The sequence below is a fragment of the Klebsiella sp. F11 genome (genome assembly GCF_056712265.1).
Genome location: NZ_JBWYFE010000002.1, coordinates 203,675 through 219,359, shown reverse-complemented (window position 1 = coordinate 219,359; position 15,685 = coordinate 203,675). Strand labels below are relative to the sequence as shown.

Sequence of the window (15,685 nt, the reverse complement as noted above, 5' to 3'; positions counted from 1 at the left end):
GGTCCGGTAATGGGCCCGTTATGCGCTGAGTGGCAGCGCTTCGATTACGTCCTCTTCAGCGGTCTGCTCTATCTCCGCCATGCTGTGTTGTGGCAGGTAGCGGTTCTGCAGCAGCCATTCCTCGTTCTGCTCCGTCAGCACCGCCCCCAGCAGCCGCATGATGCTCTCTTCGTTGGGGAAGATGCCCACCACATCAGCACGCCGTTTCACCTCTTTGTTCAGACGCTCCAGTGTGTTCGTGGAGTGGATTTTCACCCGGTGCGCTTTCGGGAAGGCGAAGTACCCCAGCACGTCTGTTTCCGCCTCGTCCATCATCTCCGTGACTGCCGGCGCGCTCTTTTCCAGCTGGCCGGCGACCTCACGCCAGGTCGCATGGGCGCTTTTCTCATCGGTCTGCACGAACACCTGTTGCAGCGCCGCGCGCACCACTGACTGGCTGGTCCTGCTGACGCGGCTCAGCACGTTACGCATGAAGTGGACCCGGCAGCGCTGCCAGCTGGCGGTGAACACCTGCTGTATCGCCGCTTTCAGTCCGCTGTGCGAGTCCGATATAACCAGCTTTACGCCCTCAAGGCCGCGCTCTTTCAGACACAGCAGGAAGGCTAACCAGAACGCTTTCGCTTCTGACTCACCGATGCCCATTCCGATAATCTCCCGGCGACCGTCCAGGCTGACCGCGCAGGCGATTATAACGGCCACGCTGACCACCCGGCCGTTCTTGCGGACCTTCACGTAGGTCGCATCCAGCCACAGGTAGGGCCATTCCCCTTCCGGCGGTCGCTGCAGGAAGGCCTGCACACGCTCATCGATGCCGCGGCAGATGGACGACACCTGGCTGCGGGAGATGCCGGTCATGCTGTGGTCGAATAATCAGGACACTAAACTTACATCCAAAATGGAGGTGTTTAGTGAATCAGAAGCGAAAGTTTACGCCAGAATTTAAGAAGGAAACGGTGGCCCTGGTGCTGACGCAAAATTACTCCATTGCGCGTGCCGCAACTTCTTTGGGGATCAGCGCCAAAACATTGCGCAGTTGGGTCGCCGCCGCGCGCCAGCGCCATGAAAGTCCGCTTAGTGAAGATGAACAAGCTGAACTCCGAAGGCTACGTCTAGAAAACAAAGAGTTACGCATTGAGAAGGAAATATTAAAAAAGGCGAGCGCCTTCTTTGCGAAGCACATGTCGTGAGATACCAGTTTATCCTCGATAACGCAGGTAATTACAGGCTACGGACGCTTTGTCGCGTGATGCGCATTAGCCCGTCCGCATGGTATGCCTGGCGAAAAAAGCCGATAGCCTGCCCGCCGAAAGATACCGCAGTCAGGGTGATGCTCAAGGCGTTATTCTCTGCCAGTCGGGAAAGTGCCGGGAGCCGAACGCTGGTTAAAAAGCTCCGTGAAGAAGGCGTCACCATAAGTCGTTGGCGCGTTAGAAAAATCATGAGCGAAGAGGGACTTCTCTGCCGGCAACGCCGTGCCTGGAAGGTCACAACGAAACCGAAGAAAGGGGCTGATTTTGCACCAAATCTGTTGAATCAGAACTTCAATCCTCCCGGACCGGACCAGATATGGGTGAGTGATATTACGTATCTGAAAACGGGTGAAGGCTGGTTGTACCTGGCTGCGATCATGGATTTATATTCCCGCCGGATCGTCGGTTGGCACATTGACAAGAGAATGACATCGTCGCTGGTTTGCCGGGCTCTCATGCAGGCTTACAACCTGCGCAATCCACCGACAGGGCTGGTCGTCCATACCGATCGTGGAGCGCAGTATACCAGCAAGCGCTTCCAAACGCAGTTAACCAGTTACGGACTCAGAAGCAGCATGGGAGATGTTGGCGCCTGCTGGGATAACGCGGTAATGGAGCGTTTTTGGGGCAGTTTGAAACATGAATGGGTGCTGTTGATCCCGCAGCAGACGCGGGCAGGTATGAAACGTGATGTTGCAGACTATATGCGTTATTACAATCTTGACAGAAACCATGCTTCGAATGGGTATTTATCGCCAGTGCGATATGAACAGATGGCTGAGAAAAAAGTGTCCTGTTTAACTTGACCAGATCATGGCAATCAGGTGAAAAAAAACGCCCGTTGCCAGCACCCACATGCCGGTGATATCCAGGTCGGGAAAACGTATTTTGCGCACGATGTACTCCTCAGAAATTGGGTCTGAAATCACTGGAAACGTAGAGAAACTGTTTTGCCAGATCGTCCTGGCTGATAAAGCCGTAACTGAGAGGCTTAACCTGACCGCTTTTCGGGTTGACCAGCATCATCGCGGGGTAATACTTCACGCCCAGTTGCCGGGCCTGCCCCTGATCGATCCGGCTGTCAGGCAGCAGCGGATTGACCACACCGTCGACTGACACCGCTATCACACTCAGGCCATAGGTTTCGCGGAAGTTTTTGATCACCTGGACTAGCTGCCCGTCAATGGCTTCACCGCCCCGGTAAAAGAACATCACCCCGTAATGCTGTCCCAGCGTGGTGATGGCTTTGCGCTGCTCGGCATAATCAGCGGCCAGCTGGTTTTTCACCGTGCCGTTGTAATGGCTGTACTGCAGGTTGTAGTCCAGCTCCGGGTTTTCCAGCATCGCTTTCTTCGCACTCATCGAGAACAATCCGGCCTGCCGGGTCCAGTAATTCTGCAGCCGGAAATACTTCACGAAGTTGTCGGTCGACGGGTACAGAATGGCCTGATACAGCGATCGCTTTGTGGCCGCCTGTAGTTCCGCCAGTTTCTCCATGATATCCCGCTGACGGGGGGCGGCAGCGGGGGGCGGCGGCGTGTCTGGCTTTTCAACGGGCACGCGCTGTTCGTTATACCACTGCCACCCTGCATCCTTCGCAGAGGCCGGCATCAGGGTGCAGCAAAGGCATCCTGCCAGCAGGCAGGCATGTAGTTTTCGCATAGTGAATACCTGAGTGGGTTAGTCTGACTGGTGTGAAACGGCGCGGTATACGGCCTCTGCATCAGGGAGCGGAGTTATCCTGCCTGCGGCATCCCGGCCTTTAAAGCGGTAACCTTTACAGTAAACCGCCAGACCGTTGACCTGTATTTCCCTGCGCACACCGTCTTTGATAAACCATGCTGCCCGGGAGTGCCTGTCACACTGGACACCCCGGGCACGGTTGGTGGCCATGAACGCGATGATCTGCGTGTTCCGCCAGAGGCTGTAAGACATGACGCACACCAGAAAGGTGACGAACAGTGCGACGAAAATTATCATCAGACCGTATGATTTTTTTTCTTCCATCCCTGCATCTTATTTTATTTTCTCCAAAAGCTTCACCAGAGAAGAAATAAACAGGTAACTCACAAACCAGAACAAACTGACCATTAGAATAAAAACAACACTCTCAATATAATCACTGCCCGATGTTCCTTTGACGGCATCCCATGAGAAATACACCACCGGGAAAATAATAATTACCGTCAACACCAGCCTCAGCGAAAAATCGATGGCAGGCTGTTTGTGAAAATTAACTTTCATGGATACCGACCTCGTTATTGCCCTCTTCTTTTTCGCCTTCGGTCCCGGATGACGCGATACCACAGGAAATATGCGACAGCGCGCCCATGCCCGGAGATTCAGACCAGTCACGTGCAGACCGCAGCGCAAATGCAACACTCGCCCGGGATGTGATAACGCCCGGAAATATCAGGTGCAGACTGCGGCCTGTCCTGAACATGGCAAGACTGCGCGGAAAGACTGTCATAAATGAGGCTGTCATTTAATCACCTTTAAATATTATTAATGAGAGGTTACTTCGAGCCTATCCCGGCAGGTAATTGATGCGGATTCCAACTGGTGCTCTGGCTGCGGGCAGATCACAGGATTACATGGACCGGAGCATTAAAACTTACTGTTTTAATGCTCCCTTTTATCGCCTGTTGAGATAGACTCTAATACATTTCATATTTTTTTCATGCGAATATCTGAACCTTCCTCAGATGCTACTCACAACCAAGAGCAGAGTCTTTATCACACGCTAGTTTTGACGACAAATCACTAAGGCGGTCAATACCAACGGACTTACAATCGAAAACAGATTCTTTTTTGGTTTTCAGATTCGTAACACTAACTCCACGACTTTCATTCTTATCTTCATAATTACTGAATATCGTGTATTTATATCCTGCATTTACAAAGGACACGTTGAAGTAATCAGTTTGGAACCGCGAATAATGATTGTATTTAAACCCTGAAAAATCATTACCTTTTGACTCATAGTTAAATTCACTTTTGCGGTCTTTCGTTAGGGTGTACTGGAGCACACCCTTGTCTTCATCTAATTTAATGATCCCCTTTGCTGTATCACATGAGAAATACCCATCATTTGCAAACGATGAACCGCATAGAAACACTGCAATTAACACCACAAATTTATAATGATGCATTATAATTTCCTCCACTTTTTAAATCATAACCATAATCTTTTAGGCGTTTCCCATTATATCTTTTGGCGCATGAAAGCCAATTCTGGTAATGCCTCTAATTAGTTGAATGATGTATAATGCCCGCTTTTGAGGTTTTCTCATGGCCAGCGTTAACGTTCATTGTCCCCGTTGTCAGTCTGCTCAGGTTTATCGCCATGGTCAGAACCCTAAAGGCCGTGACAGATTTCGCTGTCGTGACTGCCACCGCGTGTTTTTACTCACCTATACCTATGAAGCCCGTAAGCCGGGTGTCAAAGAGAAAATTACCGAAATGGCCTTCAACGGTGCCGGTGTCCGGGATACGGCAAGAACGCTAAAAATCGGCATTAACACCGTCATCCGCACTTTAAAAAACTCGCGCCGAAGCGAATAACATCCTCTCCGCTTGCCCATGCAGATGTGGCTCTTATCTGTGAACTCGATGAGCAATGGGGCTTTGTCGGCAGTAAAGCCCGGCAGCACTGGCTCTGGTATGCCTACAACACCAAAACAGGGGGCGTTCTGGCTTATACGTTCGGCCCCCGTAATGATGAGACATGTCAGGCGCTGCTGGCGTTATTGACCCCCTTCAGCATTGGCATGATAACGAGCGACGATTGGGGAAGCTACGCCAGAGAGGTGCCGAAGGAGATACATCTGACTGGTAAAATTTTCACACAGCGCATTGAGCGAAACAATCTGACGCTGCGAACCCGTTGATGTAGCCCCCTGAAACACCGGACAGTAGCTGTATCTCCAGATAAGAGATAGGCTTAAATATATGTCTAACAACCATGTTAATTTTGAGATGACCGGGATCCTGTTAGGGCAAGAAGCCCGTAAGCGTAAGACTCCGCAAGAGAAAATTGCCATCATCCAGCAAACAATGGAGCCGGGTATGAATGTCTCCCACGTTGCTCGTCTGCACGGTATTCAGCCCAGTCTGCTGTTTAAATGGAAGAAGCAATATCAGGAAGGTAGCCTCACCGCCGTTGCGGCCGGAGAGGAAGTGGTTCCGGCTTCGGAGCTGGCGACTGCACTCAAACAGGTCCGGGAACTACAGCGTCTCCTGGGTAAGAAGACGATGGAAGTTGAGATCCTCAAAGAAGCGGTGGAGTACGGCCAGTCGCGAAAATGGATAGCGCACGCGCCCTTGTTGCCAAAGGACGGGGAATAGCTCTGGTTAGTCGCACCATGAGCGTGTCGCGTGCGCAGTTATCACTGCGGGTGAGCCGCTCTGCCGACTGGCAGGACAGGCGCAGCAACCGGCGTAATGACGAAGCTGATGCAGAGATACTGTCGGAGATCCTCGGCATCATCAGCGACATGCCCAGCTACGGTTACCGGCGGGTGTGGGGTATCCTGCGTAAGCAACGCCGTGTAGAGGGACTTCCACCGGTGAACGCCAAACGGCTTTACAGGATAATGAGCGAGCATAACCTGCTGTTGTTGCGTGATAAACCAGAGCGTCCGAAGCGGGAGCATAAAGGCAAAATCGCGGTAGCGGAAAGCGATATGCGCTGGTGTTCAGACGGCTTCGAGTTCGGTTGTGACAACGGCGAGAAGCTTCGGGTGACGTTCGCACTGGACTGTTGCGACCGGGAGGCCATAGACTGGGCAGCGAGCACGGGAGGCTACGACAGTTCAACGGTACAGGATGTGATGCTGAGGTCAGTGGAAAGGCGCTTCGGTAGCACGCTGCCGGGTAAACCAGTGCAGTGGCTGACAGATAACGGTTCAGCGTACACCGCGCATGAAACGAAGAAGTTCGCGCGAGAACTGAATCTGGAGCCGTGTACAACAGCGGTGAGCAGCCCACAAAGTAACGGCATGGCCGAACGGTTCGTGAAAACGATGAAGGAAGATTACATCGCGTTCATGCCAAAACCAGATGTGGGAACAGCGCTACAGAACCTTGCAGCGGCGTTCAATCACTAGAATGAAAATCACCCGCACAGTGCGCTGGGATATCACTCTCCGAGAGAGTACCGGCGGCAGCGGGCATCGTTAACTTAAGATACAAAAGCTGTCCGGAGATGGCGGGTCAAGATCACCCGTATCAAGCGGCTGGCACGCAAAACAATATGTTTTTCACGTTCCATCGAATTGCACGAAAAAGTCATCGGCGCATTCATCGAGAAATACATGTTCTACTAATTGGATGCATTACCGTATTATGTAGCAGAGCATCGCGAAGATTTTATCGGAAAAGATATTGCTGAGATCGAGGTTTTTTGCGGTCTAAACTATATCTATTCCTCGATGGATTTTGGCGACTGGTCTGCGCAATGGCGAGAGGGGCCGGTGATTTTATCTGCCTATATACGCAAAGATTTGGTCGATGACATAACCTTTAGAGCCTGTACATAGATTTGTGTAATTGCCTGATTTTGATATGTTCAATCCAACATCAAAAACAGGTTAATTTATGGACGAAAAACAGTTGCAGGCTCTGGCTAACGAACTGGCCAAAAATCTCAAAACCCCTGACGATCTCAACCAGTTCGATCGCCTGCTCAAAAAAATCAGTGTTGAGGCGGCGCTCAACGCCGAAATGACCCATCACCTCGGCTACGATAAACATCAGCCCAAACCGGCGACCAACGCCCGCAACGGCTATACCCAAAAGACAGTTATCACTGGCGATGGCCCGCTGGAGCTGCGTACACCGCGCGATCGTGATGGTTCCTTCGAACCACAACGGGTGAAAAAGTACCAGACCCGGATCACCGGTATGGATAACCAGATTTTATCGTTGTATGCCAAAGGGATGACCACCCGCGAGATCGCCGCCGCGTTCAAAGAGCTGTATGACGCCGATGTCTCTCCGACGCTGGTCTCAAAGGTAACGGATGCCGTCATGAAGCAGGTCACCGAATGGCAAAACCGGCCACTGGATGGTGTCTGTCCCATTGTTTATCTTGACTGTATCGTCCTGAAAGTCCGGCAGGACAGCCGCGTCATTAACAAATCGGTGTTTCTGGCACTGGGTATCAATATCGAAGGCCAGAAAGAACTGTTGGGGATGTGGCTGGCCGAAAATGAGGGAGCGAAGTTCTGGCTTAATGTGCTGACAGAGCTGAAAAACCGTGGTCTGAACGATATCCTCATCGCCTGTGTTGACGGACTGAAAAGCTTCCCCGACGCCATCAACACGGTGTATCCGGAAGCCCGCATTCAGCTGTGTATCGTGCATATGGTGCAACAGCCTGCGGTTCGTCTCCTGGAAGGACTACAAAGCCGTTACCCGTGACCTGAAAGCCATCTATCAGGTTGCCACGGAAGAGGCCGGCTTGCAGGCTCTGGAAGCGTTCTCCAGTGCCTGGGACAGCCGTTACCCACAGATAAGCCGGAGCTGGCAGGCAAACTGGACCAACCTGGCGACGTTCTTCGCTTACCCGGCAGACATCCGCAAGGTGATCTACACGACCAACGCCATCGAGTCGCTGAACAGTGTGATCCGGCATGCCATCAAAAAGCGTAAGGTGTTCCCGACGGATGAGTCAGTGAAAAAGGTGGTGTGGCTGGCAATCGAGGCAACATCACAGAAATGGGCAATGCCGCTGAGGGACTGGCGTATGGCAATGAGCCGCTTTATTATCGAGTTCGGTGACCGCCTGGACGGTCACTTCTGAGAAAAGGCATTTACACAGAATCATGTACAGGGTCCTCAGGCTCTCTTGACTATTTTGTATTGCTCGACGGACTGCCTCTGTCGTTGTGGCGCTGCCGTGTAAAACCTGGCCCATAGAGCCTCCTTCCATTCTGCTGAGAAAATTGCACCACTAAAACTCGGGACTAAACACCTAAACCTAATCTGACAGGCAGCTCTGTGCCAAAGCTGACATAACTCCCCCGTGTGAGCCAGTGCACAAACAAGCACGAAACCTATCGACGTAGATTTACATAATTTCATGAAATTACAAAAAGTAATGGCATTTGCCTAATAATTCCAGGGCAAAAACACATATCTACTCACCAACTCTGCTGCGTATATCTATAGCGGTGTTTTTCTCCCCTACAGGTGACGCATGACACAACTACTCCATGAATTGTCGGTCGATCACGAGGCTCATATTGCTTCTGCAATAGGCAAATTTTTCCGTCGCATTATTCCAATGCTGGCGCTGATGCTTATCGTCAATCAGATTGACCGCGCCAACATTGGCTTCGTCAAAGCCGAACTGCAAACCGATGCCGGCATCAGCGCCGCTGCTTTCGGTTTAGGCGCGGGGCTTTTCTTTATTGGTTATGCGCTGTTTGAAGTACCCAGCAATATGATGCTGAAAAAATTCGGCGCACGTGTGTGGCTTACGCGCATTATGATAACCTGGGGAGCGGTGGTAATACTTACCGGTTTCGTTAGCACGCCGCTGCATTTTTATCTGCTACGTTTCCTGCTTGGCATAGCTGAAGCGGGCTTCTTCCCTGGCGTTCTGTTCTATTTCCGTCAATGGGTGCCAAATGCCTGGCGAGGACGCGCTACCGCAATGGTGCTAAGTGCAACCGCCAGCGCTTTCCTGTTTTCTGGCCCGCTTACAGGCGCAATCCTGATGATGCATGATGTTGCCGGGGTCGCGGGTTGGAAATGGGTAATGTTCATGGAAGGCGGCGGATCGATAGTGATCGGCTTGCTGGCGGCGCTTGTGTTGGTATCAAAACCTGAAGGGGCGAAATGGCTAAGCGATGCGGAAAAACAGGCACTGGCACAGCAACTGGCTCTTGAAGACATCGCTCGTGAAAAGCATGCCGTCACGCACGGTCGCTGGGAGTTGATAACCGATCGCAACCTTCTCTCCTACTGTTTGATTTTCTTCACAATGACCATGACTGGCTACACTCTGGTGTTCTGGTTACCACAAATCATCCAACGTATTCAGGGGTTCAACAGTTTCGAAACCGGACTGCTGACTGCCATCCCGTGGTTGTTTGCTATCATTGCTCTGTTTCTGCTGGGTAAAGTCACCGATCGTTATCGTGATAATCTGGATAAAGGTCTCGGAATCGCCATGCTGCTCGCCGCGTGCGGCACCTTTATGGCCACGGTTGGCACGCCGTGGTTTGGTTTTGTGGCGATGATTGTGGCTTGTATTGGTTCCAAAGTCAGCGCCGCATTCTTCTGGCCGATGCCACAAAGCGAACTGCCCGCAGTGATCGCTGCACCGGGCATTGCGATGATCAACTCCATTGGTAACCTTGGTGGTTTCTTAGCGCCTACGGTGTTCGGTTATCTTGAAATGCATACTGGCAGCACCACGGGTGGCCTCTACGCGCTGACCAGTGTGTCAGTGGTTACCGGCCTGTGGCTGTTGCTGCACAGCAAACCTGTTCCTCCCGCTTTGGGTTACAAGGAGAGACACCATGTCAGACAGTCCAGTCATTAACTCAATGCGCATTATACCGGTAGCGGGTTACGACAGCATGCTTTTGAATATCGGGGGGGCCCATAACTGCTTTTTTACTCGCATTATCGTAGTCCTGAGCGATTCTGCCGGGCACACCGGTGTCGGCGAAACACCCTGTCATGCATCGACCTTGCAGCTGCTGGAGCAATTTCGTCCCTTAATTGAAGGCAGCTCGCTGCTACGACTGAATGCCACGCTGAGCCAGCTTTTTAATAGCGAAGCACGTCAGCAACAAACCTCACATACTAACGACATTCATATTCCGCAGATGAATCCGGAGAAGTTTTATAATGCCGCTGCTGCCATTGAGGCTGCGTTACTGGATCTGCAAGGCAAGCTGTTTAACCTGCCAGTAGCAGATTTGCTTGCCAGCGGAAAACAACGGGATCGTATCCCGGTGCTGGGCTATTTGTTCTATATCGCCGATCGCAGGCTCACCAATATGCATTATCGCTCAGGAGATAATGCACCGGATGGCTGGTTTCGTTTGCGCCATGAGGCAGCGATGGACAGTGCTGGAGTGCAACGGCTGGCCGAAGCGGCAGTTGAGCAGTACGGCTTTCGTGACTTCAAGCTAAAAGGCGGTGTGATGGCAGGCGAAGTAGAAGTTGAAACGGTTGAAGCGCTGCTGACCCGATTTCCTGACGCGCGCGTAACCGTCGATCCTAATGCAAGCTGGTCGCTGGATGAAGCCATTCGCTATGGTAAACAGCTGGCAGGGAAAGTGCCGTATCTGGAAGATCCTTGCGGGGCAGAACGGGGCTATTCAGGCAGGGAAACGCTTGCGGAATTCCGTCGCGCCACGGGCGTGCCGGTCGCTACCAATATGATCGCTAACGACTGGCGTCAACTGCACCATGCGCTACAACTTAACGCCATAGATATTCCACTCGCCGATCCGCACTTCTGGACGATGCGCAACGCCAACGTGGTGGCGCAGTTGTGCAACGAATGGGGTCTGACCACCGGCTGCCACTCCAATAATCATTTTGATATCTCATTGGCCATGGTGGCGCACCTTGGCGCAGCGGCGCCTGGTGAGCGTCAGACCGCCTTTGATACCCACTGGATCTGGCAGGACGGACAGCAACTGACGCACGAGCCGCCGCAGATCCGCGATGGCTATCTGGAATTACCACCCGGTCCAGGCCTGGGTATCGAGTTAAATATGGAGCGCGTCGAGCAGGCGCATGCGATTTACAACACGCTGCCGGATAAGAATCGAAACGATGCGTTGGGAATGCAATTTTTAATTGATAACTGGCGCTATGACGCCAAACGTCCGTCATTGGTTCGCTAAGGAATCAACGGGTTCTGTCGCATTAAGTCGTTGTCAGGTAACTTCCTTTTTCATCAAGAGATGATGATTCGAGCTTGCTTTACAGAACAAGATTATGCAAAACATAAACATTGCCATGATGAAAGCTGGAGCACACTCAATCTCAAAATCATAGATGATGCTGAGAATTTTGGTTCTGTCGCATTAACGACAGCAGATCGGCAAAAGGTGCATTGGCTGCTTTTCAGGCAGCCAACAGGTAAAACTGGTCTGCCGGGGACAGGCCGTCACCGTCCTGATGTTGATACTGCCCCTTGCGTATCATGTGAACCAGCTCAATACCTGCCAGGATGGTCTGCGCCCGCCGGAACGATTTGAATCCCGTCATCAGTCTTATCCTTCGTTTGATGTTACGGTGATCCTGCTCCACAAGGTTGTTCAGATATTTGTTCTGCCTGATCTTGATACTTTCTTCATCGGGTTTGTCGGCATTGAGTGTAGTCAACGCTGCCGTATTGGCGCCACTTTTATCAATGGTTACCACCTCCGGTTCACCATGGTGGCGGATAGCCTTGCGGAAGAAACGCAGCGCGGCCGCCGCGTCACGCTTCGCCGTCAGCAGGAAGTCGATGGTCTGACCACGTGTATCTACCGCGCGGTACAGATATTTCCACTGCCCCCTGACTTTGATATACGTTTCGTCCATTCGCCAGCGGCGACCCGCCCGGCGTTTATGCCGTCGGAACGCCTTATCCAGCAGGGGCACCAGTCGGATGACCCAGCGGTGAAGCGTGGCGTGGTCAACGACAACTCCGCGCTCAGCCATCATATCTTCCAGATTGCGGAGGCTCAGGGAATACGCCAGGTACCAGCGGACACACTGAGCAATAATATCAACGGGGTAATGCAGGCGTCTGAAGGACTTTCGGTGTAGTGGCACACTGATACTGGCCACCTGGTCGGAGGTGATATGCTCACCCCAACAACACGACAGGTGATCAAATGGCTAAACATTTCACGGCAGAATTTAAGCTCGAAGCAGCAAAGCTGGTTGTCGACCACGGCTATACCTACTTAAAGGCCGCTGAGGCGGTTAATGTCAGCCATTCAGCTATTACCCGCTGGGTTAATAAGCTGAAACTCGAGCGCCAGGGTAAAACGCCTGCCGGACTTCCTCTGACGCCAGAGCAGCTCGAGTTGCGTGAAATGAAGAAAAAAAACCAACGTCTTGAAATGGAAAATGAAATCCTAAAAAAGGCTACGGCGCTCTTAATGTCGGACGCACTCAACGATTCACGGTAGTCGACAGGTTGAGAGCGCGATATCCGGTCGCTGTGTTGTGCCAGACTTTTGAAGTCCATCGCAGCAGCTACAGGCACTGGCAGGCTTCGGGCAGTGAGCCCGATGGTGAGCGAGTGGCTAAACGCAGCCAGGTCATGGAGGCCTGGAACGCCAGCGGCGGCTCTGCAGGCACCCGAAGCATCGCGACTATCGTCACCAGGAACTCTGGTGTCAAAATGGGCCGCTGGCTGGCCGGTAAGCTGATGAAAGAGCTGGATATCGCCAGCTGCCAGGTACCGGCCCACAAATACAAACGCGGCGGAAACGAACACGTTGAAATACCGAACCATCTCGACCGGCAGTTCGCAGTAACCGCGCCGGACCAGGTCTGGTGCGGCGATGTGACCTACATCTGGACCGGCAAATGCTGGGCTTATCTGGCGGTGGTGCTGGACTTGTTCGCCCGTAAACCGGTGGGCTGGGCGATGTCGACGGCGCCGGACTCAGCACTGACGGTCAAAGCGCTACAGATGGCCTGGGAGCTACGCGGCCGACCAGCGGGCGTGATGTTCCACAGCGACCAGGGCAGACACTATACCAGCCGCCAGTACCGACAGGCGCTGTGGCGCTGCCGGATAAAGCAGAGCATGAGTCGTCGGGGTAACTGCTGGGATAATGCGCCAATGGAGCGGTTCTTCCGAAGCCTGAAGACAGAATGGGTGCCGACGAAGGGCTACAACAACTTCAACGAGGCTCAAAGCGCGATAATCTGCTATATCACGGGCTATTACAGCGCCGTACGGCCTCACTGGTACAACGGCGGCTTGACGCCAAATGAATCGGAGCGACTGTACTACATACAGTCTAATGCGGTGGCCAGTATTAGTTGACCACAACAGTCCGGGCCTGGCCAATACAAGGGCTTACATTATGAACGGTCGTATCGTAATCATTTCGCCTGCTGAGGCAGGCCTAACAGTCGCGACTAGTACGTATTTTTCAGGATAAGGATAACACCATGGCCATCTGGGTCTTGTTGATTGTCGGTTGGTTGCTGGTCTGGCTGAATCACCCAGTTTTCGGCGTGTTGTTCATCGCGTTGTTCACTCTGCTGCGGCTGGCAGATTATGGTCAAAAGGCCGCGCAACAGGAAGATAAGAACAATGCTATACACGATTCCCCACCGCCAGGAAAAAGCGGTATCATCTTCGACGACATGACCCTTAGATGGGATAACAGCGCCATCCAGTGGGACCAGCTCATTTACATCGAAATGTATAAGCAATGGAGTGTAATGTACCCGTTGCAGAGACCTGATGTTGTCCTCGAATTTGGGCTTAACACTGGAGGTGCGGAACGCATTTTTTCCCTGCCGCGGACTATTTATACCCCCCTGTATTCTTTTCTGTCTCAGCGATTCGGGATCGCGATGACTGCCATAGAAGAAGTCTTGTATGCTGACAGAAATTGTTACCACACTCTGTGGACCCGCCTGCCAGAGCTGGAATTAAATTCCTCAGTCCCGCTTGACTCTCAGGCCATGGCCTGTCAGCTTCAGGACTGGCTGCAGGCAGGCGCCAGCGGCACACTGAGGCTGGGACCTCTGGAGATACAGGACGCCAGAAAAAATGATAATAAGAAACCCTTTGAAGCCTATCCACCGCAAAGTATCCGCTTTACTTTTTCCGGCGTTAACGGAAAGCAGGCCCAGGAAAAAGTAGCGGGCATAGTTAGTCACCTCAGACCGGTACAGACTGAGCCGCCATATGAACTCAATCCAGATTGGCATAAATTACTTGAATGGAAGGGAAACAATCTGGAAGTGAAACTGTATTTCGGCGACGGTGGACACGGGGAGGGCTGGATTGCATTTTCCACCTCAGCGTACCTGGCATGGTTACATACCGGTTTTCCGGAGAAAAATCCGCCGGTCGCCGGGCAGATACTTAGGCCGGACCTGGTTCCCTGTGATATATATTACTCAGACAGTGAAGCAGGACATATTTCACCACGCCTTGACCCGCTCGCTGACGACGTACGTGTCACCTTCTGGTGCGCGGGGGATGTTCAGGGTTTCAGCGCCGGCCCCTGGAGTGTCCGCTGGCTGGCCGGAGAGATAACTGAATTTACCCTCGAGACTGAAGACGAGGTTAGAGACCGGGGCGGACCCTATAACTGTCTGAGAATTCGCCTGGTGGACGGTGGCTGTTATAGAATAAAGACAAAAAGAATGATTGATGCGGACAGAATCCTTGATTTATGGGCTCCGTTTGGGAAACGAAAAATATTGCACATTGGGGTTGTTTTTTTTACTGACAAATGAACGTAGCGCCCTTACAGGGCTAGCGTCGCTGCTTCGCTGCTCCGATGGTTTTCATGCCCTGAGCCCCGTTTTATACTCTGCGGCATGTATATTCCGCGCCCCGCAAAGTTGCTGTTCACCATTGATGACGCCTGGAACCGGTATATGGGTAAACACGGGGACACTCTCAGTCCCTGGACCATACTCTGCGTCGAGCGCATGCTCGCCTGCGGCACCGCCGCCATGGGGGTGAAGCGATACTGCTGCGCCTCCCCGGGCTGCCCCCACTCCCGCTTCTTCTGCCAGACCTGTAAATCGAAAGGCTGCAGCTCCTGTGGACATAAAGCCACGGAGCAGTGGATTACAGAGCAACTGCTGTGGTCGAATAATCAGGACACTAAACTTACATCCAAAATGGAGGTGTTTAGTGAATCAGAAGCGAAAATTTACGCCAGAATTTAAGAAGGAAACGGTGGCCCTGGTGCTGACGCAAAATTACTCCATTGCGCGTGCCGCAACTTCTTTGGGGATCAGCGCCAAAACATTGCGCAGTTGGGTCGCCGCCGCGCGCCAGCGCCATGAAAGTCCGCTTAGTGAAGATGAACAAGCTGAACTCCGAAGGCTACGTCTAGAAAACAAAGAGTTACGCATTGAGAAGGAAATATTAAAAAAGGCGAGCGCCTTCTTTGCGAAGCACATGTCGTGAGATACCAGTTTATCCTCGATAACGCAGGTAATTACAGGCTACGGACGCTTTGTCGCGTGATGCGCATTAGCCCGTCCGCATGGTATGCCTGGCGAAAAAAGCCGATAGCCTGCCCGCCGAAAGATACCGCAGTCAGGGTGATGCTCAAGGCGTTATTCTCTGCCAGTCGGGAAAGTGCCGGGAGCCGAACGCTGGTTAAAAAGCTCCGTGAAGAAGGCGTCACCATAGTAAGCGTAAACCCAGTGCCGTATGTAGCCATTAAACCAGTACTGGTAACTTAGACGCCCACTTG

Annotated in this window: 13 protein-coding genes and 7 pseudogenes; 12 read left to right on the top strand and 8 right to left on the bottom strand. The window is 52.3% G+C overall.

Annotated features, from left to right (window positions below; genetic code table 11):
- Nucleotides 1-18: 18 nt before the first annotated feature.
- Nucleotides 19-855: pseudogene (locus AC1M2H_RS28960) on the bottom strand (IS256 family transposase); the annotation flags it as partial.
- 14 nt (nucleotides 856-869) lie between these two features.
- On the opposite strand from AC1M2H_RS28960, the gene AC1M2H_RS28955 reads away from it, so the two are divergent.
- Nucleotides 870-2,056 (top strand): IS3 family transposase gene (locus AC1M2H_RS28955; RefSeq protein ID WP_480151836.1). Its coding sequence is split into 2 segments (ribosomal slippage): nucleotides 870-1,146 and nucleotides 1,146-2,056, totalling 1,188 coding nucleotides; the frame shifts between segments, so codons are not numbered across the junction.
- Between the two features lie 3 nt (nucleotides 2,057-2,059).
- Here AC1M2H_RS28955 and AC1M2H_RS28950 read toward each other — a convergent pair.
- The 6 genes and pseudogenes from AC1M2H_RS28950 to AC1M2H_RS28925 all read right to left on the bottom strand — a co-directional run.
- A pseudogene (locus tag AC1M2H_RS28950) lies at nucleotides 2,060-2,146 on the bottom strand (type-F conjugative transfer system pilin chaperone TraQ); the annotation flags it as partial.
- 10 nt (nucleotides 2,147-2,156) lie between these two features.
- Nucleotides 2,157-2,912, bottom strand: coding sequence for a type-F conjugative transfer system pilin assembly protein TraF (traF, locus tag AC1M2H_RS28945; RefSeq protein WP_480152263.1), 756 nt, complete (start codon nucleotides 2,910-2,912; stop codon nucleotides 2,157-2,159).
- Nucleotides 2,913-2,930: 18 nt separating this feature from the next.
- On the bottom strand, nucleotides 2,931-3,257 hold the full coding sequence (locus tag AC1M2H_RS28940; RefSeq protein WP_480152262.1) for a hypothetical protein: 327 nt from the start codon (nucleotides 3,255-3,257) through the stop codon (nucleotides 2,931-2,933).
- Nucleotides 3,258-3,266: 9 nt separating this feature from the next.
- Entirely contained in the window at nucleotides 3,267-3,494 is a 228-nt protein-coding gene (gene trbE, locus AC1M2H_RS28935; RefSeq protein ID WP_480152261.1) for a conjugal transfer protein TrbE, read from the bottom strand.
- A complete protein-coding gene (locus tag AC1M2H_RS28930) occupies nucleotides 3,484-3,735 on the bottom strand; it encodes a hypothetical protein (RefSeq protein WP_480152260.1) in 252 nt (83 codons plus the stop codon). The genes trbE and AC1M2H_RS28930 overlap by 11 nt, the downstream gene beginning before the upstream one ends.
- A gap of 223 nt (nucleotides 3,736-3,958) precedes the next feature.
- On the bottom strand, nucleotides 3,959-4,402 hold the full coding sequence (locus AC1M2H_RS28925; protein WP_480152259.1) for a hypothetical protein: 444 nt from the start codon (nucleotides 4,400-4,402) through the stop codon (nucleotides 3,959-3,961).
- A 139-nt stretch (nucleotides 4,403-4,541) separates the two neighbouring features.
- Here AC1M2H_RS28925 and AC1M2H_RS28920 point away from each other — a divergent pair.
- From AC1M2H_RS28920 to AC1M2H_RS28895, 6 genes and pseudogenes are all read left to right on the top strand, one after another.
- A pseudogene (locus tag AC1M2H_RS28920) lies at nucleotides 4,542-5,137 on the top strand (IS1 family transposase); the annotation flags it as partial.
- Nucleotides 5,138-5,228: 91 nt separating this feature from the next.
- Nucleotides 5,229-6,436 (top strand): annotated as a pseudogene (locus tag AC1M2H_RS28915) (IS3 family transposase).
- A gap of 36 nt (nucleotides 6,437-6,472) precedes the next feature.
- Nucleotides 6,473-6,577, top strand: a pseudogene (locus AC1M2H_RS28910) (IS1 family transposase); the annotation flags it as partial.
- 271 nt (nucleotides 6,578-6,848) lie between these two features.
- A pseudogene (locus AC1M2H_RS28905) lies at nucleotides 6,849-8,055 on the top strand (IS256 family transposase).
- 396 nt (nucleotides 8,056-8,451) lie between these two features.
- The gene (locus AC1M2H_RS28900) at nucleotides 8,452-9,804 is read left to right on the top strand and encodes an MFS transporter (RefSeq protein ID WP_480152258.1); all 1,353 of its coding nucleotides are present in this window, start codon (nucleotides 8,452-8,454) and stop codon (nucleotides 9,802-9,804) included.
- On the top strand, nucleotides 9,782-11,125 hold the full coding sequence (locus AC1M2H_RS28895) for an enolase C-terminal domain-like protein (protein WP_480152257.1): 1,344 nt from the start codon (nucleotides 9,782-9,784) through the stop codon (nucleotides 11,123-11,125). The genes AC1M2H_RS28900 and AC1M2H_RS28895 overlap by 23 nt, the downstream gene beginning before the upstream one ends.
- A gap of 223 nt (nucleotides 11,126-11,348) precedes the next feature.
- Here AC1M2H_RS28895 and AC1M2H_RS28890 read toward each other — a convergent pair whose 3' ends face one another.
- Entirely contained in the window at nucleotides 11,349-12,044 is a 696-nt protein-coding gene (locus AC1M2H_RS28890) for an IS6 family transposase (RefSeq protein WP_480152256.1), read from the bottom strand.
- A 62-nt stretch (nucleotides 12,045-12,106) separates the two neighbouring features.
- Between AC1M2H_RS28890 and AC1M2H_RS28885 the strand changes: the two genes are divergently transcribed.
- The 5 genes and pseudogenes from AC1M2H_RS28885 to AC1M2H_RS28865 all read left to right on the top strand — a co-directional run bounded on the left by AC1M2H_RS28885 (nucleotide 12,107) and on the right by AC1M2H_RS28865 (nucleotide 15,674).
- Nucleotides 12,107-13,275 (top strand): IS3 family transposase gene (locus AC1M2H_RS28885; RefSeq protein ID WP_480152255.1). Its coding sequence is split into 2 segments (ribosomal slippage): nucleotides 12,107-12,362 and nucleotides 12,362-13,275, totalling 1,170 coding nucleotides; the frame shifts between segments, so codons are not numbered across the junction.
- Between the two features lie 128 nt (nucleotides 13,276-13,403).
- Entirely contained in the window at nucleotides 13,404-14,708 is a 1,305-nt protein-coding gene (locus AC1M2H_RS28880) for a hypothetical protein (RefSeq protein ID WP_480152254.1), read from the top strand.
- A gap of 84 nt (nucleotides 14,709-14,792) precedes the next feature.
- A pseudogene (locus tag AC1M2H_RS28875) lies at nucleotides 14,793-15,059 on the top strand (transposase zinc-binding domain-containing protein); the annotation flags it as partial.
- A gap of 55 nt (nucleotides 15,060-15,114) precedes the next feature.
- Nucleotides 15,115-15,393 carry a transposase gene (locus tag AC1M2H_RS28870; RefSeq protein ID WP_480152253.1) on the top strand — a complete coding sequence of 93 codons (279 nt, stop codon included), beginning with the start codon at nucleotides 15,115-15,117 and terminating at the stop codon, nucleotides 15,391-15,393.
- Between the two features lie 59 nt (nucleotides 15,394-15,452).
- Entirely contained in the window at nucleotides 15,453-15,674 is a 222-nt protein-coding gene (locus AC1M2H_RS28865) for a hypothetical protein (RefSeq protein WP_480152252.1), read from the top strand.
- Nucleotides 15,675-15,685: the final 11 nt, after the last annotated feature.